We start from the raw sequence: 25,643 nt of genomic DNA on the forward strand, positions 1-25,643 counted from the left end.
AATGATTTTGACATAGAAAGACCGTGTATTCTATTGGGATGTATATGAACATATTTCAGATCTCTTATAAGAGGTGATTCTTCCATTAAAGAAGTGCCTTCCAGGTCCCTTTCATCCGGTTGTATTTGAGCGTGCTGGGTAGTGCTGACCAAAAATACTTATTCACATTCACGGCGAAGCTGGGTTGCATGTAGCAGTTGATGGTGCAGCCCTGGCACTCGGGCAACCGGCCCTCAAGTGCGATGAGTTTTTGGGCTTCTTGTGATTGATAGATTTCTTCGAGCTTGCCTTCGATTGGGAAGCTTTGCTGCCCCAAATGATAGCAGGGGAGGATCAATTCATTTTCTGGACTGATGACAATCGTGGTGCTGGCTGCTTTGCATATGGGGTTGGTGGTTTGATTACCACCTTCTTTCCTCAGTTTTAGAAAGCCTCCATTGATGTAGATGTTCTTTTTCTTTCCCCACTTTTTTAAGATGTCAAGGCTTTTGGGAGACAGCTGCTGCCCGGTTTCCACTTCGTTGTAATCGAAAGCTGGATTTAGGATCAAGACCAGATTGTTGGGCAGGCACACTTGCTGATATAGCGTTTCTATGTCTCCGATGTTTTCTTCAAAGACCGTCATCAATATGTCGGGTCTTTCGTCCAGAGATTGGGCGATCTGGATGGATTGCATCACGTGATCGTAGCAGGCAACCCCGCGCATTTCATCATGTTTAGCCTGATCGGCAGTGTCCAGGCTGAAATGCAGCATGTCTACGTTTCCTTTCAGCTTTTCGGCGTATTTGGGGTAGAGTAGGGTGTTGGTGGTGAGGGTCGTGATGAAGCCGAGCTCCTTGGCCAAATGCACAAAGCGATCGATGTCTCTATGTAGCAATGGTTCTCCACCGGTGAAGTCAATGACCTTAACGCCGAGCTTTTTGAGTGACTTTAGGTTTTGTTCTACTTGCTCATAGGTTACATAGGGAGAGGGCCTTTCCCAAATGTCACAAAATCCACATTTCGCATTGCAGCGATAGGTCACGTAGTAGTTGCACAATATGGGATGGTGAACCAGTCGCAAAATCAGTTAGGATCTGATTCGAAAAGGCCGGTGATGTTGATGGAGCCTGAGCGAATTTTGTAGAAAATTTTGTAGTCCCCACAGGTCGTTTCGCGCATGCCTGTATACTTCGATTCTATTCCGGCAAAGTTGTACTTGGCGATATATTTTAAATGCAGACGCAATAGCAGGGTGAACTTTCTACACTCAACCTTATCTCCTGTTCTTTTATAAATACTCTCTAAAATTTGCTGGCGAGCCACGCGAGCAGTGAGTGTCCAGATTACCGCTTTAACCATTCCTCTTCTTCGCTTTGGATCTTCTTTTCGGTTACGATCAGCTTTTCTCTGATGTCCTCTTCGCTACGAGACAGCATCTGATACTGCTTAGGAGTCAACTTGCTAGCCTCTCTTTCGGTACGGATAATTCCCGTAGTGCTGATCGCCTCTTTCATCATCATGGCCATTTCGAATTCCTCGGTGGCTTCTTCACTGATCGTTTTGTGAATCGCACCGATATTATCCATCAACTCCAGGATGTAGCGGAGTTCTTGTTCGTCTTTTGGCCTGATTAGTATAGAGTCCATTGCTGGCAAAATTACTTATTTTAATTAGATACGTCTAATCTCAAGTTTTTTGAATTTGGTATCCTTATTTTTGCCGCATGACCCGAGCACAACTATTCGAACAGATACAAAAAAAGCAGTCCTTTTTATGTGTGGGACTGGATACAGACTTGAATAAAATTCCCGCTCATCTATTGGATACAGAGGATCCGGTATTTGAGTTCAACAAGCAGATCATCGATGCTACAAAGGATTTGGCAGTGGCCTACAAGCCTAACATCGCTTTTTATGAAGCAATGGGTGCAGAGGGCTGGGTTTCTTTGGAGAAAACCATCAATTATATTCCCAAAGAAATTTTTACTATCGCAGATGCCAAACGTGGAGATATAGGTAATACCTCAAAGCTCTACGCCAGAGCCTTCTTTGAGAAAATGGATTTTGATTCGGTGACCGTAGCGCCATACATGGGTTCTGACTCTGTCAAACCTTTTTTGGATTTCAAAGAAAAGTGGGTGATTCTGCTCGGTGTTACCTCTAACGAAGGAGGTAAAGATTTTCAGTTTTTGCAGGCGGATGGCAAGCCACTGTATCAACATGTGATGGCAAAATCTAAGGAATGGGGCACCGCTGACAATATGATGTATGTAGTAGGTGCTACCCGACCCGAATACCTCAGCGATATACGCAAGACCATCCCAGATCACTTTTTGCTAGTGCCAGGTGTGGGTGCTCAGGGGGGGGATTTGCAGGAGGTATGCAAATACGGTATGAACGCAGAATGTGGGCTTTTGATCAATTCTACCCGAGGGATCATTTATGCTTCCAATGGTGAGGATTTTGCTGAGAAGGCGAGAGAAGAAGCGAAGAAGCTTCAGGGGGAAATGGCTACTCTAGTACAGAGTATTTAGTACCTAGTATTTAGACAATTTAGAAACAACAAATATTCCCGAATATGGAAAGTATAAAATACATAGAAGAAAACAAGCAAAGGTTTTTGGATGAGCTGTTTGAGTTGCTGCGCATACCGTCGGTGAGTGCGGACTCTAAGTTCAAAGGTGATGTGAGAAAAGCAGCGGAATTCCTGAAAGCCAATTTTGAAAAAATAGGAGCAGACAATGTTGAAATCTGTGAGACGGCGGGACATCCTATTGTATATGCCGAGAAAATCATCGATCCATCTAAGCCTACCATTTTGGTGTATGGGCACTACGATGTGCAGCCTGCTGATCCTTACGAACTGTGGGATTCGCCTCCATTCGAGCCAGTGCTGAAGGATGAGCGCATCTATGCCCGTGGTGCTTGTGATGATAAAGGTCAGATGTATATGCATGTCAAGGCTTTTGAGGCGATGGTAGCCTGCGACGAATTGCCTTGCAATGTCAAGTTTATGATCGAAGGGGAAGAAGAAGTAGGGTCTGACAATCTTGGCGTTTTCGTTGCGGAAAATAGAGAGAAATTGAAGTCTGATGTGATCGTGATCTCCGATACAAGTATCATCAGCAATGAGCACCCTTCTATCACAGTAGGACTGAAAGGACTGAGTTACCTGCAAGTAGAAGTAACAGGTCCGAATCGCGATTTGCACTCTGGTGTATACGGCGGGGGCGTTGCGAATCCGATCAATACACTTTGTGATATGATTGCCTCGTTGATGGATGACAAGGGTAGAATTACGATTCCTGGATTCTATGACAAGGTGGTAGAGCTGACGCAGGAGCAAAGAGACGAACTGAACAAGGCACCTTTTAATCTGGATGATTACAAAAAAGATCTTGGTATCAAAGAGGTGAAAGGCGAAGATGGATACACGACACTCGAGAGAGTGGGTATTCGCCCAACGTTGGATGTCAACGGCATCTGGGGTGGATACATTGGCGAAGGAGCTAAGACAGTTTTACCCTCGAAAGCCTATGCTAAAATCTCTACTCGTCTGGTACCCGATCAGGATAATAAAGAGATCACCGAGCTAATCAAAAATCATTTGGAATCGATCGCTCCAGACTATGTCAAAGTGAAAGTGACTCCACATCATGGGGGTAATCCAGCGGTGACATCTACTGAAGGAGCGGGGTATCAAGCTGCTGCCAAGGCAATCGAAAAAGCCTGGGGCAAAGCGCCGATCCCAACCAGAGATGGAGGTAGTATTCCGATTGTGGCTTTGTTTTCTGACCAACTGCAAGTAGACTCTGTGCTGCTAGGTATGGGCTTGGACGAAGATGCGATCCACTCACCAAACGAGAGCTATGGTATTTTCAATTACTACAAGGGAATTGAGACGATTACCTGGTTCCACCAATATTTTGCACAAAAATAAACTTTGTTCAAAGTTTCAGATTCAAGGTTCAAGGTGACTTTGAATTTTGAATCTGGAATTTTAAATCTTATTCTTTCATGCGTCGATCCAAATTAGTCATCAACTGTCAGCCAAGTATTTCACCTTTCTTGAAGAAGGAAGTAGAAGATCTTGGTTATAAAATTCTGCGAGCTGAAAAGAATGGAGTGACCATCGAAGGAGGTTGGCAGGAAGTGATCGATCTCAATATGAATCTGAGGACCGCCTCCCGGGTACTTTGGTTAATTAAATCCTTTGAGGCGACTAATCCAGATCGGCTGTATGAGGAGGCCAAGAAGATTCCCTGGCACAAGATCATTCCTAAGGATGGCTATGTTTCGATTCAGTCTTATGTGAAGAATGACTTTATCCGTGACATCCGATTTGCCAATCTCAAGTTGAAAGATGCGATCGTCGATCGCATGCATGAAGAAAATGGCATAAGACCTGACTCTGGCAAGGAGCGTGACCGCACCGTGGTTTATCTCTATTGGCACCTCAACAAGGTATGGGTCTACATCGATACATCAGGAGAGACGATTGCCAAGCATGGTTATAGAAAGATACCTTTTAAAGCGCCTATGATCGAGGCGCTCGCGAGTGCTTGTCTATTATCTGCCGGCTGGAATGACGACAAAGGTTCTTTTGTCAACCCCATGTGTGGTAGTGGTACTTTGGCGATCGAAGCAGCCATGATGGCGGCAGAAATACCGCCTGGTTACCGTAGGAAGAACTTCGGCTTTATGCACATCAATACCTATGATCCTCAGATGTGGGAAGAAGCAGTAGCGAAGGTCAAAATCAAGAATAAAATCAAATCTAAAATCATCGCTACTGACTGGAATGGTGACGCGATCGAAGCAGCCCGAATCAATGCCAAGCTGGCTGGCGTGGATCATATGATTCATTTTGAGAAGATGCCTTTTGAGCAGAGTCCGATACCAGAGGGGCCGGGTATGATCATACTCAATCCCGAGTACGGCGAACGATTGGGCGAGGAGGTGTTACTTAAATCCGTATATAAGGACATTGGTGATTTCTTCAAGCAGTCCTGTCAGGGCAAAATGGGGTATATCTTCACCGGAAACTCCAAACTGGCCAAAGTGATCGGTCTAAGAACCAAAAGCCGCACCGAGTTTCAGAATGCGAAGATTGATTGTAGACTACTGGAGTACGAGCTATATGATGGCTCTCGAAGAGACCCCGAGTCCAGACCGAGTCCAAAACCTAAACCTGCACCAGAAAGCGATACGGATCGACCAGTTAAGAAACGTCCGAGGTTGACGAGGAAGTGATTGGCTCAAGAATGACGATGTAGAACTAAGCTACTATGGAGCAGTTTAGCTCTTCGGGGGTAATACAGGTGCTATCACAATTTTCCGCTCCAGTCAGAAGCTGACTTTTGAGATCTTTTAATTGCCTTATTTTTTGATCTATCAGGTCCACTTTGGATGTTATTCTGTGCTTGATGTTATCGCAGGTAGCATCGTTTTCTTCGATCATGGTGAGAATCTCTGAGATTTCATTAAGGGTAAACCCGAGCGCCTTCAGCTTTTTTATAGACAGTAGTCTCTGAACCATCTCCTCCGAATATTCCTTGTAGTTGTTGCTTCGTCTATCGGTTCTGTAGAGTTCGATCAGTTTCTTCTTTTCATAGAATCTGATGGTATCCTTTGATAGACCTGTTCTTTTGACTACTTCACCTATTAGCATAAATTTTTCGAATTTTTCCTTGACCGTTGACTATACTCCACGGTTTATACTTGCAATATAACCCTTGTAAATCAATAAAACAGAGAGGGTTAATTGTTGTGTTGCCCATCGTCGGTTGAGAGTAGCCTGTAATTGCTAACCAACCCGAAGGTGGTGCGACCTGGAAATATGTATAACCGTTAAATAGAAGAAATTATGTTTAAGAAGTTTGCCTGGGCAGGTATTGGCCTTTGTGGTTTATGTTGTGCATTGCCGCTGATTGGTATTATCACAGGAATTGGTTCATTAACTGCCTTTGGAATGATGGCAGAAAAAATAGGAATAGTGGCACTAGGGGTCTCAGGAGTTTTGTTTGCCATTCATCATTATCGCAAGAAACATCAGGCGGGGACTTGCGGTCCTTCTTGTGATATAGATTGTACTTGTAAGACAGGTACGAATGCTTAAAACCGTTTTGTTATTTGTGGTAGCGTCCATTTTTGAAGTAAGTGGATGCTACCTGATTTGGCAGTTCGTCCGATCGGACAAAGGTCTTTTGTATGGTCTTTTGGGAGCCTTCCTATTGGTGGGATACGGATGGCTAGCCAGTCAACATACAGTCGGTTTTTCGAAAGTCTTTGTCGTGTATGGTGTGGTATTTATGTTGACCTCCATGGGATGGGCCATGATGTTCGAAGGGTATGAGCTCGAAAAATCAGATTGGCTAGGAGGAGTGATTATTCTAATCGGTGCGGTGGTGATTTATGTGTCTCCCTAGATCGAATTATAGATTGGAAAAGGGGATTTAAAATCCGATATGAGCATTCGTATGGCTAAACCTTCGATATAGTTTCGGGATTACAAATTCCATAGTGCAGATTCAGATAACCTGCGGGAGGGAAGTTTTTCATTCGAGTTGATACTCAATTTTTATTTCAATTCGACTTCATATTCGGTTCTAAAATGTGAATTGTTTCTCTGGCGTTAATCGTTCAATTTGGTTAAGATCAACCTATTAATCTCTCGAGTTACACCCCCTGTTTTTTTATTTCATCGTTTAGCTCTTAGTTCTAGGGGAATGTTCACAACTCCACAACCGTCTACAAGCACTTGTCCGTTTTGGTTTGTCATTCTAATGTTCAATAAAAACGCTTCCCATTGTTTTCCTCTTACAGTTGCAATGTTCGAAGTTGAGTCGTAATTCAGAAGCACTAAACCTTCCTCTGGATAATCTTGAGCATCGAAAATAGGATCAAATCCCAAACCATATTCAGGATCCTCTTCAAATGCTTCTTTAATGATTTTATCTAATTCTGCCCGGAAGTCATTGGATACGAGATCAGATGAATTCACCCAATCTTGCATCTCAACCGACTGACTCATTTTGTTAGCATTATCAACATACGCATTAATGAATTTCAAGGCGATTGTGGAATACGACAGAGATATGGGTGCTTTTAGTTCAGATGCAGTATTTTTTATATCAGTAGCTTCTACTTTATCTGAGTTAGTGCTGGATGAAGTTGTGCAAGAATAAAAAGTAGCAACTGCGAATATTAAGATAATCTGTCTCATGGCTTTATTGCATATGGCGACCAACTATTATTTGTAGGCTGGGCGTGTCAAATTTCTATAAAAGTATCGTAATGTAATTGCCAATGCAAATGACTCTATTTTCTTTCGTATGGTACTCACTATTTCAGATTCAGAGAACCTGCGAGAGGGAAATAATGTTTTCTAAATTGCAGTAATATTATTTTCTAAAGGCGTTTAATTAGAATACATCCAAGAAGCTATGAATCTAAAGTTTAGATATTTTCCATTGATTGTTTTAACTGTAATTTTATTCTCCTGCTCAGATGATAGTGGGCTTAGCGAGGAGGACTTAGTCAATAGTGATCTGGAGCAGTATACTCCGGATCAGGCGGATTGGTCTACATTCGCCTCCAAGCCAATAGAGGCAGGTAATACCTCTCATGATCCCGATGGCATATTTTGGATCAGTGCGGATAAATGGGAAAACTCTAAATGGGACGGTCAAAGCATCTGTGATCCTACTCAATTGACTCGATCGGAATTTCAGAATTGTTTGTTTCCAGAATCTGGCGATATACTCCTGGGTATCTATGACCTCTATTATGAAAATAAACCTTTTGCAGATGTCAAGAACCCCACTAAAGCTGAAGTTGACGAGTGGCATAGAATTGTGATCAACCACCTAAGAGCACTTGTGGGGTATACCAGCGAAGACCGTCAAATCAAGAAGGACTACTGTCTCTTTGCACGTGCCTTGTGGGGAGACGAAAGAAAGTTTACTACCATGTGGGATAGCGAGTATCCGGGTGATAACGGGTCGGCTTATGGACCCTGTCAAGGTTCGGATAATGCACACTGCGGAGCGAGCTTTGTTCCTAATGAAGCGGACCAAGTTCCCTACTTGCCAGATGGATATGCCATCTGTGGAACGCCTGCTGGTTCTGAGGGAGTCTTTTCGGCTGCTAAATCTAATATACCATGGTCAATAAAAATCTGCAGGGTCATATCCCAGACTGTAGGGGCTGAAGGATTTTGGGGTGGTCACACAGGACCCTGGTTTCACCGCGAAAAGTTTGGTTTTAGTTTTTGGGATGATGATCCAACTAATAATGGCAACAATGCCATACTACGCGCCAAGTGGGGTGGAGAGTTGATGCCGAGTCTATATGAAAATCCTAATTAGGGTGAGCTTGGTTTGGGAAGTGTTCTTGTTTATATGGTTCAACTAATCAATTGCAGGTTCTCCGAACCTGTAATCACTATGGGACGTAGGCCTGTCCGCCGTAGGTGGAGCTGTGCCCGTGAATGGTGGCAAGTTGGCTAGTGCGAAGTACAAGTGATACGGACAGAGTCCTAAGTTTCATTGGTCCCACAGGTTCTGAGAACCTGCGGGAGAGCAAAGAGCGTAGACTCTATCAAGGTCGTCGAGGTTCCAAACCTTGACGACATTATGGTCTAGATACCCCACCTCCGAAGTGGGTACCCCCACATACCTATGCCCCCTACCCACTTATATAAGTACACCCTGCCACTTCAAAGATGAACTGGTTCATCTTTTTACTAAACTAGTTCGCTTTAGAACCGAACCAGTTCACCTTTGAGCCGAACTAGTTCATGTTTTAGGCGAATTGGTTCATGTTTTTGCTCAGTGAGTTCATGTTTTTGGTGAACTAGCCCACTTCCGACACGAATTGATTCGCTTCGGAGGTGGGTAGAGTCGTCTTTTAGGTAGGGGAAGGGTGCTATTGGGGTATTCGTTTTATCCTTCCACCCACGTTGTTTCTATCATCGATTCAATCCAGGTCGTTACTGATGCCTGCATATACATCAGCGTTAAAATTTAATCCTGATTATGAACCAGCAATCTTGACAACATTTTTCATCAAAACCAACTCCTATTATCCCAATAGCCTAATAACTATTAACTACTGCATAAAGCAGGTTTAATAAGTAAATAGCAAGCTGAAGGTAGAAATAGAATAGGTCTCTTAGTCAGGAAGTGAATCAGGGTCTTCGCCTCGATCTAATTTCGCTGCTTTTTCGAGCATATGGATTATTGGGAAGTCACTTTCTCTCTCGTTTTCTCTGGATGTGTAGCCTATGGCAGAGCCCAACTGTTTTTTCATTAGATATTCCTCATAGATCACGGGCAAAAACTCTTGCGTTTTTTTGGTGATGTGCTGGAGGGCAGCTTGTTCTATTGCATCTTGATATCGATCGGCGGCCGGTATGGGGACATTTTCAGGAAAACAGGAATTTAGATAGTACCAGCACCACTCTGTTTCTGATTCTGTCCTTTCCTTTTGCCATTTCTTTAGATCCTTGATGAATCCTGCCATGTCTTTCTCTCCTAAAAGCTGAGCGACAGATAGCTGCACTTCGTGGTTGTAGGGAAAAAGATGTTTTTTAGGTGGTTTGCTTTCGGTCACTTTAGCTGCCGGGCTTGCTTTTTCGGTGGCTTTGTCGTGTTCTCGGATTATTTTAAGTAGGCGGTCTTCTTCTTTGCCACGAATGTCCGGTAGGCTGAGTAGCATGGTATTTCCAGTAGTCTGATAGTGGAAGTTGTAGTATTCGGGCATTTCGCCAGATCCATCATGGTGGGCCTCTTTGATCGTTTCATAGTGATGGCGGTTATCAAAACCATACATGTAAGTAGCCATTCCCGCTGGTGTATCCAAAAAACGAATATACCCCTCGATTTCCTCTGGTGTCACATCGGGCACTCCTTCGTAATCTAGCAACGGCATGCTGGGAAATAGAAATTGCCAGGTCCATTTCATGCCAGGTAATTCAATTTGCTCGGCCCGCCATTGGCATTGTAGATCTAATAATTTTTTGGCCTGAATCTCACATAGTGCAAACCAGCAGCGGTTGGTCCACTCTGTCATCACTCTTTCGTGATGGATGCGAGTAAAATTGCCCCGAACTTTGAGCTGGGCTTTTTGTCTGCTGTATTCTGAGAGGAGTTGATTTACATCCTTCTCGTCGTATTCAGCAAAATGCTTGATGATTTTCTCGTTGTTCTGAAGTTCTACAATGAATTGCTCCTGCAACTCCTCTTCGGTTTGCTTTTGGTCGGTGGACATAGCGCTTTAGTCTTTGGTTAGTAATTGTCTAAATATGAAAGAAATGCCAGAGAAAAGCAAATGCACTATGATGGAAACATCCATTCAGATAGTATTCTGAATGGATGTTTTTTTAATTTGTTTTACCATGTCAGGTGACTATTTCCTGATCAAATATTTGATGGAAGTATGGTAGTTTGTGTAGTGGATATATTTCTGATTTTCCATCCACAGTACTACTTCGTCTTCTTTGGCCTTTAGACCTCTGGGTAGATAAGGCCTGACATTGTCAAACTCCGAATTCTCTGTGATGGTCTCTGTAGACCATGTTTTTCCCATGTCTTTGGTTTCCCACCTTTCGATCTCAAATACGCCATCGATCTGACGGGAGAGGTATACTACATTGGCATTGTCTGGGTGAATGGTCATGCCTCCGAAATAGTGGGGCTCCCATTCTTTGCGGCCATCCGGTGTCTGCGGAAACCACGGTCCTGAGTCACAGATTTTTTGGTCGATCCAGCCATCCTTAGTATAGCGGGCGTACCAGTACTCATGGTTCTGTTCCGTTGGGCTTCTAGTGTACAAAATTACGGGTTTACCCTTTTTGTCTTGCCCAATATCTGCTACCCAGGCACGACCTTGCTCTGGATTGGAGGTGTAGACTATCGATGCATCCTTTGGTTCGAAGGGGATTTGATCCATCGTGCTAATCGACTCGCCTTTTGCATTGTAGAAACTGCCATTTTCATAGTAGGCGTAGTATACAGAATTGGTAGGCTCTACCCTCGGGTGCCCATCTGTAAAGGTGATATGGATTCTTGACTTTCCGTCCGAATAGTATTTGACGTAGGGTCTGTTATTGGCATTATATGGGTAGTTGGTGATGAAAACTTTGCTTTTGGTCCAGGTTTTTCCGTCATCATCGGACCATATCATGTTGGGTTTGAAACCTACCCAGCGACCAAAGCAATAAATGCGATTATTTTCATTTTCCAGACGGAAAGGGTTTGCATATGTCATCGTAGGTCTGGGGAATTTCTCGATTTCCTTGGGATCCATTGGGTGGATAAACTCAGGTTTAGAAAACTCAAACTCTCCTGCGGGATCGGTCAGACGATTGATGAAAAGGTCTTTACGAATGTGACGTGTGTATAGGGTAATCACTTCGCCATTACCAGTGGTTGTAAAGGCAGGGTTGTCATGATCGTCTCTTTCGAGCATAAAATAGAGTTCGCTGCTGTCTACTGCTTGATTCTCTATGTTCAACCTACGGGCCTCTATACTGCCATCAGCCTTTACCCATCCGGTGATGATATTGTCATCTACCTTGATGGCACGAGGATCTGAAAACCAGCACCAGGTGCCATCCTTTGTCAAGTATCCACTATCCTGAGATAGTGGCTGAAATCCAATAAAAAGTAGGGTGAGAAGTCCCAGAATGTTCTTTTTGCTCGTCATAATTATTTGTTTTCGAGGTAAGTAATCATTTCAGAAGCGGCGAGTAAAAATGCTCCAACACCAAAATCGCTGGTGGATCGTTGGTCTACGATTTGACCCGGTACAGCACGCTCGCCTATAGGTTGTACATATCCCAGCGTACCGTCGCTTTGGATTGCAGTGGTGGCGAGGTATTCCCAGGCTTTTTCTACCACTGGGCCATAACTGCCCTTGTCTAGTATACCTTGATTAATTCCCCATAGCATGCCGTAGGTGAAAAATGCTGTGCCGCTGGTTTCTGGGCCTATGGCTTGTTGTTCGTCTAACAAACTACGTGTCCAGTATCCCTCTTCCTGCTGTGAAGCTTTCAATGCTTTGGCCATTTGAGTGAACACCTCGGTATACTCATCATAGTGTGGATCGCTCTTCGGTAATTTATCTAATGTACGGGCATGAGCTGCGATCACCCAGCCGTTTCCTCGGGACCAAAAGTCCTTCTTGCCGTTGTTGGTTTTATGACCAGGGTATATGTACTTCTTGTCACGATACCACAGCCCATCTTCCTCGTCATAGGTCAGGCTTTTCGTGTAGCTGTAGTACTCGTGCAGTTTATTCAGATAGGTACTATCACCAGTCAGTTCGTACATGCGTGGCATCACAGGCATAACCATAAACAAACCATCGATCCACCACCAGTATTTGCTTTCGTCAGTATTAATTTGGTATTGCATTACCTCTCTGGCACGAGCCACTTTGTGAGGGGCTGGGTCTATGGTGTTGAGGTCGATATATACTTGGAAACAAGCCTGCCAGTCACCAAATAATACATATTCGTCACTTTCGCCATGGCTAAACTTCCATTCTTCTGGATTGTCTGATTTAGCTCCCATCCATTCGTTCGCTTCGGCCCACTGCTGGGTGTATTTCAGATGATCATCGTTACCCGTCACTTCATAGGCTGCTAAGTTACCGATGTGGTAGGTGGCTGGATGCCAAAAAGCCCAAGGTTCTATCCTGTGATCCTGTTGCCACTTGTTGTTGACTTGCTTGATACTGTTTAATACGTTGGTTTTGGTGATAGAATAATTGCTTTCTTCTTTGTTGGTTGAACAGGATGCCAAGAAGATTGCGAGTACTATTAGGAAGTGCCCAGGTGATTTAATGTCAATAGTGTCTTAGATTTTAGTCTTACATGCTTAAGGAGGCTAAAGCTAACAGAACTATCCTAATCGTCCAAGGCGGAGAGGTGTTCGGTACCTCGGTTGTTAATCACAATTACTTTTCCTTTGGATATCCAATGTCAGATTCAAATTTTCCAGGAGGGTGTTTTCTTACATCTTCAAGATGGGTAGTATTTTTAATGAAAGTTTGTAAATATTTGAAGTTCATTTATCCTGTTATTTGAATAAAAGGTATTGTGATAATGTTTCTCTAAATCAGTTAGTTACGAGCGGGTTTTCTTGTAGAAATATTTCTTTAAAAAAGATTGAATTTCACAACAACTATTCGAACATAGAAAGCGTATATCATGCGCTTGACTCATCAATTAACGAAGAGCCAATTATGCGGAAATCATGGTCAATCGAACGACACCCGGACTAGACTTTAAGTCCTTTGAGCTGAAAATTCAGCGACAGCCCAATGACGAAACCTGCGGGCCCACTTGCCTACAGGCTGTCTATCAATACTATGACGATGAGCTCTCCCTCAACGATGTGATCAAACAAGTCAAAACCCTGAATACCGGGGGGACTTTGGCTGTCATGCTGGGCAATCATGCCTTGAGCAGAGGCTATGAAGTAACGCTATTTACTTACAACTTGATGATGTTTGACCCGACCTGGTTTACAAATGGAGTCGATCTCAAAGAGAAGCTTTTGGAGCAGCGAAAGCATAAGCAAAAGAAGAAGTTTTTGCAGGCCACTGATGCTTACCTCAAATTCATAGAGGCAGGAGGACAAATCAAGTTTGAGGAGTTGAATGTGAAATTGATACGCGACATTCTGAATAAGGGCATTCCGATCCTGACCGGTCTGAGTGCGACCTATCTCTACAACTGTGCGCGTGAGATCGGTGAGATCAACGAGTATGATGATGTGAAGGGGACTCCAGCAGGTCACTTTGTGGTGATCCATGGTTATGATCAACTGAAGAAAACCGCTCAGATCGCTGATCCTCTAAGTGAAAACCCCTTGAGTGATAAACAGTACTATGCAGTGAATCTGCAGCGACTGATCAATGCTATTTTGTTGGGAATCGTCACCTACGACGCTAACCTTTTAATTATTAAAAATGTCTCTTAAGATAATCGTAACCGACACTCCGGCTGACTGGCAAAACCTACAGCTGGACATCGATGTGGTTACACCTGGCGAATATTTCGCCGATGAGGCCTTTCAAAAGGCCAAAAAGTATCGGGTGATCAACCTGTGTAAGTCCTTTCAATATCATAGTCTGGGCTACTATGTGTCCCTTTTGGCAGAGGCCAGAAGGCACAAGGTGATGCCTGAGATTTCTACTTTGCTGGATTTTCGTTTTCCTTCTTTGGTGCGAGAAGATGCGGAGGATTTTGAAGAACTGATTCAGCAGGGACTGAAAAAGGAAAAGACGGATAAGCTGGAGCTATTGATCTGTTTTGGTAAGACTCATCTGCCGGAGTTCAACAAGATCGGTACGCTTATGTTCAATCTCTTTCAGGTGCCGATCTTAAAAGCGGTTTTCATCAAAAAGGATAAATGGGTGCTGGCTCAATTGAAGCCATTGAACTTGAATGAATTTCCGACTATTCATTCTGATCATTTGAAAGCCTCTCTGGAGGAGTATCTACAAGGAAAGAAGCGCTTGCAAAAGAGCTACAGTCGAAAGAAGTACGATCTGGCGATTTTGGTCAATCCCGAGGAGGAAACCCCTCCTTCGAATCAAAAGGCCATTCGCAATTTTCAAAAGGCGGGAGAGAAGGTGGGCTTTAATGTTGACCTGATTACCAAAAACGATTTTGCGAAGCTGATTCAGTACGATGCGTTATTCATCAGAGAGACCACCAATGTGAACCATTACACCTTCAAGTTTGCCAAGAAGGCGGCTTCTGAGGGACTGGTGGTGATCGATGATCCGGATTCCATCCTGAAGTGTACCAACAAGGTGTATTTGAGTGAACTCCTACGAGCGCATCAGGTACCCACGCCTAAGTATTGGATCATCAAAAAGGACAAGTTGAGCCAGTTGAAGTCATACAATTTGGACTACCCGATTATCCTAAAGCAACCTGATGGTTCTTTCTCGAAAGGCGTGAAAAAGGCCAAGAGCGAAGAGGAGTTTTTAAGTGTCCTCAAGGACTTTTTTCAGACTTCCGAACTGGTCATTGCGCAGGAGTTTATCCCGACGGAGTTTGACTGGCGTATAGGTGTACTCAATGGCAAGGCCTTGTTCGTCTGCAAGTATTACATGGCAGCCAATCACTGGCAGATCATGAACTGGAAGACGGGTGTGATGGAGGAGGGAGATTCGGAAACTCTGGCGGTAGAGGATGCACCTAAAGCATTGGTCGATCTGGCTATCAAGGCTACTTCACTCATTGGAAACGGTTTTTATGGTGTGGATATCAAGCAGGTTGGCAAGAAGTACTACGTGATCGAAGTGAATGACAACCCTAGCCTGGATCATGGGGTGGAAGATCAGGTACTGAAGCAGCAACTGTATGTAACAATCATGCAGGAACTGATGAATAGACTAGTAGGTTAATAGATAAATAGTTAATAGGAGAATTTTCCTTAGACCGGAAGTTTCAGTCCATTCAAAGCTCCTATAATCCCACTTTGAAGCGTTTCGACGATTCGGGGGGAGGGGGATGTCAGTCTAAAAAAGTTTTGAATGGGCTGAAACGGGACTTTAGCTAGTATTAACCTTTCGATAAACTGGACAAATAGCAATTAACGAATAACAAATAACTCCTGAATTTCATTCAGGTTAACAATGGAACATAAATCACGCTGGCATCTATTTCAGGTATATGGAGTGGAGCTGGAATACATGATCGTCGATCAGGACAGTCTGGATGTGCGTCCGATTGCTGATGCGGTACTCAGAGATGAGCAGGGGAATATTCAGGGAGAGATGGAATTTGATGACGTGGCCTGGAGCAACGAATTGGTCAGCCATGTGATCGAAATCAAGTCTAATGGTCCTACGGCAGATCTGCAGAAGCTGAGTCAATCTCTGCATAATAATGTGAAGCAAATCAATCAACGGTTGGCAGCTTCTGGAGCGAAGTTGTTGCCCTCTGCAGCTCACCCCTGGATGGTGCCTGCGGAGGAAACGAAGATTTGGGAGCATGAGAATCAGGACATCTATCATGCCTACGATCGCATCTTCAACTGCAAGGGGCACGGCTGGTCTAACCTGCAAAGTACCCACTTGAACTTGCCATTTTATGACGATGAGGAGTTTTCTCGTTTGCATACGGCGATTAGGTTCATATTGCCGATTCTTCCTGGTTTGACAGCCTCTTCGCCGATCCTGGGAGGGAAATTTAGTAAGTATATGGATAAGCGACTGTATTACTATCAAAGTAACCAATCCAAAATCCCTGTGCTGACCGGAAAGGTGATTCCTGATTTGGTGTATTCGAAATATGGCTATCAGAAGCATATCTATGATAGAATTACTCAGGCCATCAAGCCTTTTGATCAGGAGGGAATTTTTGATCCGGTTTGGTTGAATTCCAGAGGTGCAATTGCGCGCTTTGATCGAGGTGCGATAGAAATCCGCATCATGGATATTCAGGAGTGCCCGCAATCTGATCTTGCGATTGTCAATCTGGTGATACACTTACTCAAGTTGTTGGTGAAGGCTAAGTGGATCAATTTCGAGACCCAACAGTCTCTGAATACAATGGAACTACACGATATCTTCGAACAGACTATCAAGCATGCTTCAGCTACGGAGGTGAGTCATATGAATTACCTGAGAGCATTGGGCTATAAGGAAGAGAAAACTTGCGCTGAGCTCTGGAGGGGAATCATGGACAAGGTCTTTGCAGAATATCCTAAAGAAATGGAGCCCTGGAGGGCTACTTTGGAGGTCATCGCTCAGCAGGGTACACTGGCAGAGCGAATCATGAAGGCAGTCAATGACAACTATGAGAAAGACAACCTGAAAAAGGTTTATAATCAGTTGGCGGATTGTCTGGAGAGCAACAGCTGTTTCGTGCCATGAAAGGAGTTCGTTTTGTCGTAAGCTGCGAACATGCGACTAATGATGTGCCTGAGAAATATAAGAAGCTATTCGAAGGGGCAGAGGAGGTTTTGCAGTCACATCGCGGCTGGGATCCCGGTGCTCTAGAGATGACGCTTGATCTTGCAGAACGATTAGAAGTGCAGCCTCATTTGTATCCATATACCCGACTACTCATAGAGCCCAATCGCTCGCTGGGTAGTCCTCAGCTGTTTTCGGAATATTCGATTGATTTATCAGAGGAAGAAAAGCAATGGCTGGTAGCTAACTACTACCAGCCTTATCGAAACCGCATCGAGGAAGAAATAGAGAAACATATACAAGACGGATATCAGGTCATCCACCTGAGCATGCATAGTTTTACACCAGTTTGGAAAGGAAAAGAAAGAGAGGTGGAGATAGGTCTGCTCTTTGATGATCAGCGATCATCCGAAAAACATTTCTGCGAGCGATGGTTAGAGCAGCTGCAGTCAAGCTGTAATCACACAGCCATACCCAATGAACCCTACCATGGTGCGGATGATGGCTTGACTACTTATCTCCGAACTCGTTTCTCTGTTGAGGCCTATCTCGGGATAGAGATCGAGGTGAGTCAGAAGTTTGGGGGTGAGGATAGGAGGGAGATTGTTGGACGTTTAAATGAGGGATTAGTGAAAATAATTAGGCACTCTGATTCCCAGTCATCCTGAGTTCATCGACTTCCTGTCACCCTGAGGTTCTAGAAGGGTAGGCAGGCAGCACCGAGGATGATCTGCTAGCAGCTATTCTCAGCACGTTTTGGTTTAGTAGAAAGCCGAATCCTCGCAGCGGCTTGTCTGATGGTTCCTGCCCGATCCGGCAGGCGGGCGATAAACTCACCATGACAAGGATGGGGCGCTACAGGTCCATGGAGTTCGAAAGATGGTGCATTGAGCGATTCTATTCTTTTTTCTTCTTTGCCAATTCCGGCAACTTTTCCCATTCAAGGTTGATGAGTGCTTTCTTCTTTTCTATTCGCCAACCTTTGACTTGTTTTTCGAATGCGATGGCTTGATGGATGTCTTGAAAGTGTTCTTGAAATACCAACTTGACTGGTCTGCGAGAATAGGTGTACGCCTTTTTATCAAACCCAGACTGATGCTCATAAAATCGGCGTTCTATGTCATTGGTCACCCCAGTATAATATTTGCCATCACTGCAGAGTAAAATATACACGGTGTACATGGTTGATTCAGTTTGGTTAGAGGAGAAAGGTAAGTGTTCTTTAGGAAATGCTGAAATGACGGTTCTCTCTTGCAGGCTTCTTCCTGGCTCTATTCTCTGTCATCTTGCACCACGTTTCCCTGTCACCCTGAGGTTCTCGAAGGGTAGGCAGGCAGTTCCGACGTTGTTCTGCTAGCAGCATAAGTCAGCACGTTTTGGTTTGGTAGAAGGCCGAATCCTCGCAGCGGCTTGTCTGATGCTTCGAGAGCCTCAGCATGACAAGGGGAGATGCTGCGAGAATATAGGAGTTTTTTTTAATCAACTAATTCTAAGCTAATTTGGGTTGGATTATAATTGATAGGTTTCAGTGACCAAAAAGAAACACAAAAAATATGGTGAATTATATGCCTTGTTTTGGGGAGTTGTTTTCCTAATTCTGGGTGTAATTATGTTAATTGCTGGAAAGGTAGTTATAGGTATTGATTATTTAACTCAGCAAGGTAGCGGATACAGCGGATGGTTTTTGATTCTAATTGGAATCGTGTGTTTAGTAGTTTACTATTATTCTCTACCTCCTTTTGGTAGGATAAGGAAGTTTTTCGAGGGGAGACAGTAAGGAAATTTGTAAATCTGCATTATGAAGAGTATTCATCGTTTAGTGGTAATAGCCTATTGTTTGAGTTTTCTATCCTCTTGTAATAATGGCCATGCTGATATTATTAATTATCATAATCAATTGGTCTCCATTGATTTCAAATGGGGTAAAGAAATAAGCATTTTAGATTACAAATTTGACCAAGCAATCCGCGTGTTTCCTGTCGCTTTAAATAAAGCTGGATATGCAGGTTATTCAGCGCGGACTAGCGTTTTGTCTTCAAATGAATTTGAAGACATTAAAAGGTTAATTAGACTGAATGACAATTTGGTTGATTTGAAGGAGGTCGAGAATACTTGTTTTCGGAATGGAAGACTATTTATTTGTGATTCATCGAAATTGGTATTTCCTAATGTGTTTGAGCCTAATGGAATATTAATGCATGATTGGAATAAACATCTAGAGGTCTATTTGCTTAAAACGTATAATACTAATGTTCTTTCTAGCGAAGTGAAAGAATTGATATATCCAGATAAACGAAAAATTGTTGTTTCCAAAGGTGCCAGCAAGGGTGTAGTAATAGATAATGAACATAAGACACTTGAGTTCTTCTTGATTATTTATTAGAAGATCATTAAGAAAATGAGTTGTTGATTCCCTGTCATCCTGAGTTCATCGAAGGATAGGCAGGCCGCTCCGAAATAGCCCTGCTAGCAGCTATTCTCAGCACGTTTTGGTTTGGTAGAAGGCCGAAATCTCGCAGCGGCTTGTCTGATGGTTCGATAAACTCACCATGACAAGGGGACGGAGGTAGGATATGTATTGTTACAACATCTTCCCCCTCTTCCAAACCTCACCCACCTTCAAACTCCCCTGATGATAAAGAATCTCGCGATAGTCTTCGCATGGGAAGGTGATGAAATCTGCCAGGCTGCCTTCAGTTAATCTACCTCGATCATTTAGCCCTAGTGCATTTGCTACGCGGAAGGTCATGCCGGAGAGAACTTCTGCGGCGCTGAGTTTTTGTTGCGCACCGAGGAGGGCGGCCTGAGTCAGTAGCTCTCCATGTGGAGCAGAACCCGGATTCCAGTCTGAGGCGATTGCGAGACTACAGCCTGCATCTAGTAATTTTCTGGCAGGAGTGAAACCGCAACCTAGTCCCAAAGATGCGCCAGGTAATGCTACCGGGACCACTTCGCTTTTAGACAGAAGCTCGATTTCTTTTTCTCCACTGGCTTCCAGATGATCCACGCTTCGAGCACCAACTTCAACTGCCAATTGACTGCCGCCAGTTGTGAATTGATCTCCATGGATGGTCAATTCGAATCCCATGTCTTTTAGTTGTTCTAGGTAAGGTTTAGAGATAGCAGGATCGAAGGCTCCATCTTCCACAAAAATGTCAAAACGCTGAGCCAGTCTTTTTTCTTTTACGACGGGAGCCAGTTGATCCAGAATGTACTGCAAGTAAGCCGCGTGATCTCCATCGAAATCTCTCGGCTTGATGTGAGCAGCCAAACACGTAGAGATGATGTCCATGTTAGCCCTATTTGTGTCCTTTGCGGACTGGATGCTACGGAGCATTTTGAGTTCTTCTTCTACGCTGAGTCCATAGCCACTTTTTACCTCTACAGTAGTGATGCCATTTTGATTAAGACGCTGGATTCTTTGCTGCATCAAAGCGGTCAGTTCTTCCTGACTGGCTGCACGGGTATGCTGCACCGTACTCCAGATTCCGCCACCGGCTTTTTGGATTTCGAGGTAGCTCTTGCCGTTGTTGCGGGCGGCATAGTCCATCGCTCGGCTCCCCCCAAAGCAGATGTGTGTATGCGCATCGATGAAGCCTGGCAATGCCACAGCTGGGTCTTCGACTTGCTCTAATTCTGCATTGGGATGCGAAGCTCTCAGCTCCTTCCATGATCCCAAGGATAGGATTTTCCCATCCTGAACCAGGATGCCTCCATCGGAGATGATCTCCAATTGTTCGTCTTTCAGACTGCCTTTGATCGGCAGCTGGTTCATGGTCAGTACTTGGGTAAATGGGCCTATGAGTTTCATTTGGATTCTAATTGTTATCGTTCGATTTATTCGTCATGCTCCGGCTTGACCGGGGCATCTCCCGATCTGTTTGCAGGCAGATTCCCCTATCAAGTAAGGGGAATGACGTGCAATTGGTTCCTGGCTAAAACAATCCTTCCAACAACTGGTCGTCTACCAGCTGCGGAATGGTGACTTTTAGATTCTTAGAGCGATCCAGTTCGCGCTGAATGGCTTCTATAGCTTCCGGGTTTCTGGCCCAGCTACGACGAGCGATTCCGTTGTTGACGTCATAAAAGAGCATGCTCTCGATGCGTTGTGCAGCAGCTTCACTGCCGTCTAGCACCATACCGAAACCACCATTGATCACTTCGCCCCAGCCGACTCCACCACCGTTGTGGATGGAGACCCAGGTCGCACCACGAAAACTGTCGCCGATTACGTTGTGCACGGCCATGTCTGCCGTGTAGCGACTGCCGTCCCGGATATTGCTGGTTTCACGATAAGGCGAATCCGTGCCACTTACATCGTGGTGGTCTCTTCCGATCACAATCGGTCCGCTGATCTCTCCGGTTTTTACTGCTTCGTTCATCGCCAGTGCAATCTTCGTCCTGCCTTCACAATCCGCATACAAGATACGCGCTTGCGACCCAACGACTAGTTGGTTTGCTCTGGCATTTTCGATCCAGGTGATGTTGTCCTGCAGCTGCATCTGGATGCTCTCAGGGGCTGTCTCTTTGATTTCTTTCATCACGCGAAGTGCGATGGCATCTGTCTTATCCAAATCCTTTGCCTTACCCGAAGTGCAAACCCAGCGATAAGGTCCAAATCCATAATCAAAACAGATCGGTCCTAAAATATCCTGAACGTACGATGGATAACGGAAATCCTGTCCTGCCTCGTCCATCACATCTGCTCCTGCCTTGGACGCTTCCAAAAGGAAGGCATTGCCATAGTCGAAGAAGTAAGTGCCTTTGGCGGTGTGTTGGTTGATGGCTGCCACATGACGTACAAGTGATTCTTTGACCTTCACTTTGAAAGCTTCTGGTTCTTCGGCAATCATTCGGTTGGCTTCCTCATAGCCCAATCCAGCAGGGTAGTAGCCACCCGACCATGGATTGTGCAGGGAAGTCTGATCCGAACCGATGTGCACGTAGATGTCCTCTTGATCGAAACATTCCCATACTTCCACCACGTTGCCTACGAAGGCAATGGATACAGTTTCTTCTTTTGTTTGAGCCTTTTTAACTCTTTCTACTAGAACAGCTAAATCTTCAATGATTTCATCTACCCAATCTTGCTCATGTCGCTTGTGTGCCGCTTTCGGATTTACCTCCGCGCAGACTGTGATGCATCCGGTAATGTTGCCCGCTTTGGGTTGCGCACCACTCATACCCCCCAGACCTGAGGTAAGAAAGATTTTTCCTTTCGGAGTATCTCCCTTGTCCAGTACTTTTCTGAAGGCATTAATGGCGGTGATCGTAGTACCGTGAACTATTCCCTGTGGTCCAATATACATGAAGGAACCGGCGGTCATCTGTCCATACTGAGTTACACCCAGGGCATTGTAGCGTTCCCAGTCGTCTTGCGTAGAGTGATTGGGAATCATCATGCCATTGGTCACCACGACACGCGGTGCGTGAGTGCCGGATGGAAATAGGCCCATGGGATGACCTGAGTACATGTGCAGGGTCTGCTCGTCGGTCATGGTGGCCAGGTATTTCATGGTCAGCAGATACTGCGCCCAGTTTTGAAAGACCGCTCCATTACCTCCGTAGGTGATCAACTCCTCTGGGTGCTGTGCGACCTTAGGATCCAGATTGTTTTGAATCATGAGCATGATGGCTGCTGCCTGTCGAGATTGAGCAGGGTACTTTTCGATGGGTCGGGCATATATTTCATAATCCGGCTTGAAACGGAACATGTAGATGCGTCCGTAGGTTTTCAGTTCCTCTGCGAATTCAGTGGCCAACTCCTGATGCCATTGGACTGGGAAGTATCGCAGTGCATTTCGTATCGCCAGCTTTTTCTCCTCGGGAGATAAAATGTCCTTTCGCTTTGGCGCATGGTTCAGCCCTTCCGGGTGCACATGCGGAGGAGGTAATTGCTCTGGAATTCCTTGTAATATAGCTTGGTGAAACTCATTCATAACTTTCATCTTTAGTTCTATGTGGTTATAGTGGAAACCAATTCAAAAATGGATTTTCCAGTATACTCAACCTTTTGTCCTCAAGCCCAGCCTTTGCCGGCAGGCAGGCGGACAGGTTCCTACTTTTTCATTGATAAAAAGTAGCGGTCCGCCGTAGCGGCAAAAATCTAGGAGGACTCTATTTACTTTTTTTCAATTAACCATTAACTAATACTGCTCAAATAATTCGTCGTAGCTGCTGAAGCTTTCCAAATGATCCTTGGTGATCTGGATCAGCTCACGACTTTTCAACAACTCAATGGCCTTGTTGAGATCGTCGGAGAAAATGCGATCTTCCTTAGCATGTGAGATGACCGTACGAATGTGGTCATGCACATGATTCAATACTGCACTGGATCGTAAAGGTTTTTTGAAATCAAAAGCCTGCGCTGCGCAGAGCAATTCACCAGCTAGTATTTTCGTCAGATTCTCGCAAACTCTCAGGGCCTTTCGAGCTCCAATTGAGCCCATGCTCACATGGTCCTCCTGTCCGAGAGAGGTAGGAATGCTGTCCGCACTAGATGGGAAGCAAAGTCCTTTGTTTTCGCTGGCCAGTGCAGCGGTAGTGTACTGCACGATCATAAAACCAGAATTGGTTCCCGTCTCTGTCATCAGCAGTTTGGGCGTGCGATCTCTTTTTCCTTCCAAAGAGAGATAAGAGCGACGATCCGATATGTTTCCTAATTCCGAAGCAGCCAGACAAGCGTAATCAATCGGCAGTGCCAGCGGCTGTCCGTGGAAGTTGCCCCCGCTGATGCTGTCTTCTTTGGAGAAAATGACGGGGTTGTCAGTCACGGCATTCAGTTCGACTTCTACGGCTTCTTTCAAGTGTAGCCAAGCCGTACGCGAGCTACCGTGTACCTGCGGCATGCAGCGCAAAGAGTAAGGGTCCTGCACATTGTCGCAGTTTTTATGCGAATCCAAAATTTCTGAACCCTCAAGGAACTTCCAAATTCTATTTGCCACGTGAATGTTACCCGGATAAGGGCGGAGGTCATGCAGTCTGTCATCGAAAGGAGCTTTCGATCCTAATAAACCTTCGATCATCAACGCGCCCATGATGTCTGCATGTGCCAACCCTGCATACAACTCGTCCACCAGTCGAGTAGCATGTGCGAGGATGAATTGCGTGCCATTGATCAAGGCCAAACCTGCCTTGGCGTGCAGTTCCACGCTTTGCATCCCTGTAGAACTGAATAGCTCAACGGTTTTGATTCTCTTGCCCTGATGGAAAACTTCACCCTCCCCAATCAGCGGCAATACCAAATGCGAAAGAGGAGCCAAATCACCGGATGCTCCAACAGAACCCTGCTCTGGTACTACAGGAATTACATCCTGATCAATGTGCCAGATCAGTCGCTCCAATATCTCTAAAGATATCCCGGAGTGTCCCTGTGCCAGGGCGTGAACCTTAAAAATCAGCATCAGCTTGGATAGTTCAGGATCGATTGCATCACCTACTCCCACACTATGGCTCAATAGTATATTTCTCTGCAGCTTGGTGGTTTCTTCCTTGTTGATTTTGGTGTCACAGAGTGGTCCGAAACCCGTATTTATGCCATAAACCGCGGGTTCGTCTTGCGCGATAGCCAACACATATTGGTAGGACAGCTCTACCTTTTCTTTGCAGGTAGGCGTCAAAGCGGCCTCCAATTCGCCTTTGGCGATGGCTAGTGCTTTCGATACTGTCAGGTGGTCTATGCCGTACTGGAACATATGCTTTTCTTTTTTCCAAAATTAGATTTAGCTTTGATAACCAACAAGATCAATTAGTTTATCAGTTGATGCTTATGAGTTATCAGATCGAATTAAGACATATCAGATACTTTCTAGAGGTAGCCAGGAATCTGCACTTCAGAAAGGCCGCAGAGAAACTCTATGTGTCTCAGCCTGGCTTGAGTCGACAGATTCACCAGATGGAGGAGAAGATCGGTGTGCAGCTTTTCGTTCGAGACAGTAAAAAGGTGAAGTTGACGGCAGCAGGTGCTTACCTGCAAGAGGAGTTCGAATTGATCCTTCGAAATGTGGATGGCGCGATTGATCATGCACGTTTAATTGAGAAAGGAGTGATGGGAAGTATCAATTTAGGCTATGTCGGTTCGGCTATGCAACAGATTATTCCTGATCTGCTTACCCGCTTTTCCGATAAGAATGCCGAGGTGCAATTCAATCTGCAAGAAATGGATAACCTCAAACAAGCGGATGCACTTCTTTCTCAGAAAATTGATTTGGGATTTGTTCGTCTGGAGCGAGCACCTGCTGGACTGAAGATGCACCCCGTACTGGAGGAGTCATTTGTGCTGGTCTTGCCGGTTGACCATCCTTTGGATCAGGATTCTTTTCGGAGCCTTTCCCAATTCAAAATGGAACATTTTATCCTTTTCGAGCAGTCCTATAGTCCTTCATATTATGATAAAATGATGGAGCTGTTTTATTATAGTGGATTCGAGCCAATTGTTTCTCATAACACGGTGCATGCAGGCACCATCTACAAATTGGTGGAGCATCATCTAGGCGTATCAATTTTGCCTGAATCGCTCATGCAGGAGAACCCAAAAGTGAAATTCATCCGACTGAACCAACTGCCTTTCAAGACGACATTATATGCCATTTGGAGTCTTGAAAATAGAAACCCAGTATTGCATGATTTGATCACAAAATATCTGCTAGAAGAGCATGGTAAATAATTGAATATACTCGAATGTTATGTCATCTCGACGGCAGGAGAGAACTAAACATGTAA

At 44.7% G+C, this 25,643-nt stretch carries 25 protein-coding genes; 12 read left to right on the top strand and 13 right to left on the bottom strand.

All coding sequences use genetic code 11. The features are described from left to right. Window positions 1-85 precede the first annotated feature (85 nt). Genes N7U62_RS22025 through N7U62_RS22035 form a run of 3 tightly spaced genes read right to left on the bottom strand, consistent with a single transcriptional unit; the run spans window position 86 to window position 1,628 of the window. Window positions 86-1,063 carry a radical SAM protein gene (locus tag N7U62_RS22025; RefSeq protein WP_264140281.1) on the bottom strand — a complete coding sequence of 326 codons (978 nt, stop codon included), beginning with the start codon at window positions 1,061-1,063 and terminating at the stop codon, window positions 86-88. Window positions 1,064-1,065: 2 nt separating this feature from the next. Beyond that, entirely contained in the window at window positions 1,066-1,341 is a 276-nt protein-coding gene (locus N7U62_RS22030) for a hypothetical protein (protein ID WP_264140282.1), read from the bottom strand. Next, on the bottom strand, window positions 1,326-1,628 hold the full coding sequence (locus N7U62_RS22035) for a hypothetical protein (protein WP_264140283.1): 303 nt from the start codon (window positions 1,626-1,628) through the stop codon (window positions 1,326-1,328). The genes N7U62_RS22030 and N7U62_RS22035 overlap by 16 nt, the downstream gene beginning before the upstream one ends. 77 nt (window positions 1,629-1,705) lie before the next feature. Here N7U62_RS22035 and pyrF point away from each other — a divergent pair, with 77 nt between their 5' ends. From pyrF to N7U62_RS22050, 3 genes are all read left to right on the top strand, one after another. Next, on the top strand, window positions 1,706-2,515 hold the full coding sequence (pyrF, locus tag N7U62_RS22040; protein WP_264140284.1) for an orotidine-5'-phosphate decarboxylase: 810 nt from the start codon (window positions 1,706-1,708) through the stop codon (window positions 2,513-2,515). Window positions 2,516-2,559: 44 nt separating this feature from the next. Beyond that, window positions 2,560-3,921 (top strand): dipeptidase, encoded by a 1,362-nt coding sequence (locus tag N7U62_RS22045; RefSeq protein WP_264140285.1) that lies wholly within the window; start codon window positions 2,560-2,562, stop codon window positions 3,919-3,921. A gap of 77 nt (window positions 3,922-3,998) precedes the next feature. After that, window positions 3,999-5,234 carry a THUMP domain-containing class I SAM-dependent RNA methyltransferase gene (locus N7U62_RS22050; RefSeq protein ID WP_264140286.1) on the top strand — a complete coding sequence of 412 codons (1,236 nt, stop codon included), beginning with the start codon at window positions 3,999-4,001 and terminating at the stop codon, window positions 5,232-5,234. A 25-nt stretch (window positions 5,235-5,259) separates the two neighbouring features. Here N7U62_RS22050 and N7U62_RS22055 read toward each other — a convergent pair whose 3' ends face one another. Beyond that, complete coding sequence (locus N7U62_RS22055; protein WP_264140287.1) at window positions 5,260-5,652, bottom strand: MerR family transcriptional regulator; 393 nt, start codon at window positions 5,650-5,652, stop codon at window positions 5,260-5,262. 195 nt (window positions 5,653-5,847) lie between these two features. On the opposite strand from N7U62_RS22055, the gene N7U62_RS22060 reads away from it, so the two are divergent. Then, on the top strand, window positions 5,848-6,099 hold the full coding sequence (locus tag N7U62_RS22060; RefSeq protein WP_264140288.1) for a hypothetical protein: 252 nt from the start codon (window positions 5,848-5,850) through the stop codon (window positions 6,097-6,099). Next, window positions 6,092-6,409: a YnfA family protein gene (locus N7U62_RS22065; protein WP_264140289.1), complete on the top strand. Its 318-nt coding sequence runs from the start codon at window positions 6,092-6,094 to the stop codon at window positions 6,407-6,409. Before N7U62_RS22060 ends, N7U62_RS22065 begins: the two co-directional genes overlap by 8 nt. A gap of 272 nt (window positions 6,410-6,681) precedes the next feature. On the opposite strand, the gene N7U62_RS22070 is transcribed toward N7U62_RS22065, so the two are convergent. Then, a complete protein-coding gene (locus N7U62_RS22070) occupies window positions 6,682-7,206 on the bottom strand; it encodes a hypothetical protein (RefSeq protein ID WP_264140290.1) in 525 nt (174 codons plus the stop codon). Window positions 7,207-7,426: 220 nt separating this feature from the next. On the opposite strand from N7U62_RS22070, the gene N7U62_RS22075 reads away from it, so the two are divergent. Beyond that, the gene (locus N7U62_RS22075; protein ID WP_264140291.1) at window positions 7,427-8,350 is read left to right on the top strand and encodes a hypothetical protein; all 924 of its coding nucleotides are present in this window, start codon (window positions 7,427-7,429) and stop codon (window positions 8,348-8,350) included. An 805-nt stretch (window positions 8,351-9,155) separates the two neighbouring features. Here the strand turns inward: N7U62_RS22075 and N7U62_RS22080 are convergent. From N7U62_RS22080 to N7U62_RS22090, 3 genes are all read right to left on the bottom strand, one after another. Continuing rightward, window positions 9,156-10,253: a hypothetical protein gene (locus N7U62_RS22080; RefSeq protein ID WP_264140292.1), complete on the bottom strand. Its 1,098-nt coding sequence runs from the start codon at window positions 10,251-10,253 to the stop codon at window positions 9,156-9,158. A 138-nt stretch (window positions 10,254-10,391) separates the two neighbouring features. Further along, window positions 10,392-11,690, bottom strand: coding sequence for a BNR-4 repeat-containing protein (locus tag N7U62_RS22085; RefSeq protein WP_264140293.1), 1,299 nt, complete (start codon window positions 11,688-11,690; stop codon window positions 10,392-10,394). A 2-nt stretch (window positions 11,691-11,692) separates the two neighbouring features. Next, window positions 11,693-12,790 carry a glycoside hydrolase family 88/105 protein gene (locus tag N7U62_RS22090; protein ID WP_264140294.1) on the bottom strand — a complete coding sequence of 366 codons (1,098 nt, stop codon included), beginning with the start codon at window positions 12,788-12,790 and terminating at the stop codon, window positions 11,693-11,695. A gap of 453 nt (window positions 12,791-13,243) precedes the next feature. On the opposite strand from N7U62_RS22090, the gene N7U62_RS22095 reads away from it, so the two are divergent. From N7U62_RS22095 to N7U62_RS22110, 4 genes are all read left to right on the top strand, one after another. Then, the gene (locus tag N7U62_RS22095; RefSeq protein ID WP_264140295.1) at window positions 13,244-13,972 is read left to right on the top strand and encodes a C39 family peptidase; all 729 of its coding nucleotides are present in this window, start codon (window positions 13,244-13,246) and stop codon (window positions 13,970-13,972) included. Beyond that, window positions 13,962-15,410 carry a RimK family ATP-grasp domain-containing protein gene (locus tag N7U62_RS22100; RefSeq protein ID WP_264140296.1) on the top strand — a complete coding sequence of 483 codons (1,449 nt, stop codon included), beginning with the start codon at window positions 13,962-13,964 and terminating at the stop codon, window positions 15,408-15,410. The genes N7U62_RS22095 and N7U62_RS22100 overlap by 11 nt, the downstream gene beginning before the upstream one ends. 231 nt (window positions 15,411-15,641) lie before the next feature. Next, window positions 15,642-16,883 carry a carboxylate-amine ligase gene (locus N7U62_RS22105; protein ID WP_264140297.1) on the top strand — a complete coding sequence of 414 codons (1,242 nt, stop codon included), beginning with the start codon at window positions 15,642-15,644 and terminating at the stop codon, window positions 16,881-16,883. Further along, window positions 16,880-17,590, top strand: a complete 711-nt coding sequence (locus N7U62_RS22110) for an N-formylglutamate amidohydrolase (RefSeq protein WP_264140298.1) — start codon at window positions 16,880-16,882, stop codon at window positions 17,588-17,590. The genes N7U62_RS22105 and N7U62_RS22110 overlap by 4 nt, the downstream gene beginning before the upstream one ends. A gap of 65 nt (window positions 17,591-17,655) precedes the next feature. On the opposite strand, the gene N7U62_RS22115 is transcribed toward N7U62_RS22110, so the two are convergent. Then, a complete protein-coding gene (locus N7U62_RS22115; protein ID WP_264140462.1) occupies window positions 17,656-17,862 on the bottom strand; it encodes a hypothetical protein in 207 nt (68 codons plus the stop codon). Beyond that, complete coding sequence (locus N7U62_RS22120) at window positions 17,820-18,104, bottom strand: GIY-YIG nuclease family protein (protein WP_264140299.1); 285 nt, start codon at window positions 18,102-18,104, stop codon at window positions 17,820-17,822. The genes N7U62_RS22115 and N7U62_RS22120 overlap by 43 nt, the downstream gene beginning before the upstream one ends. Before the next feature lie 616 nt (window positions 18,105-18,720). Here N7U62_RS22120 and N7U62_RS22125 point away from each other — a divergent pair. Next, window positions 18,721-19,305 (top strand): hypothetical protein, encoded by a 585-nt coding sequence (locus N7U62_RS22125; RefSeq protein WP_264140300.1) that lies wholly within the window; start codon window positions 18,721-18,723, stop codon window positions 19,303-19,305. 198 nt (window positions 19,306-19,503) lie between these two features. On the opposite strand, the gene hutI is transcribed toward N7U62_RS22125, so the two are convergent. The 3 genes from hutI to hutH all read right to left on the bottom strand — a co-directional run bounded on the left by hutI (window position 19,504) and on the right by hutH (window position 24,616). After that, window positions 19,504-20,733 (bottom strand): imidazolonepropionase, encoded by a 1,230-nt coding sequence (gene hutI, locus N7U62_RS22130; protein WP_264140301.1) that lies wholly within the window; start codon window positions 20,731-20,733, stop codon window positions 19,504-19,506. 124 nt (window positions 20,734-20,857) lie between these two features. Beyond that, entirely contained in the window at window positions 20,858-22,861 is a 2,004-nt protein-coding gene (hutU, locus tag N7U62_RS22135) for a urocanate hydratase (RefSeq protein ID WP_264140302.1), read from the bottom strand. A 207-nt stretch (window positions 22,862-23,068) separates the two neighbouring features. After that, window positions 23,069-24,616: a histidine ammonia-lyase gene (gene hutH, locus N7U62_RS22140; RefSeq protein WP_264140303.1), complete on the bottom strand. Its 1,548-nt coding sequence runs from the start codon at window positions 24,614-24,616 to the stop codon at window positions 23,069-23,071. Between the two features lie 74 nt (window positions 24,617-24,690). Here hutH and N7U62_RS22145 point away from each other — a divergent pair, with 74 nt between their 5' ends. Continuing rightward, a complete protein-coding gene (locus N7U62_RS22145) occupies window positions 24,691-25,587 on the top strand; it encodes a LysR family transcriptional regulator (RefSeq protein ID WP_264140304.1) in 897 nt (298 codons plus the stop codon). The last annotated feature ends 56 nt before the right edge of the window (window positions 25,588-25,643 follow it).

Origin of the sequence: Reichenbachiella ulvae (assembly GCF_025833875.1) — a bacterium.
In the GTDB taxonomy this organism is placed as follows: Bacteria; Bacteroidota; Bacteroidia; order Cytophagales; family Cyclobacteriaceae; genus Reichenbachiella; species Reichenbachiella ulvae.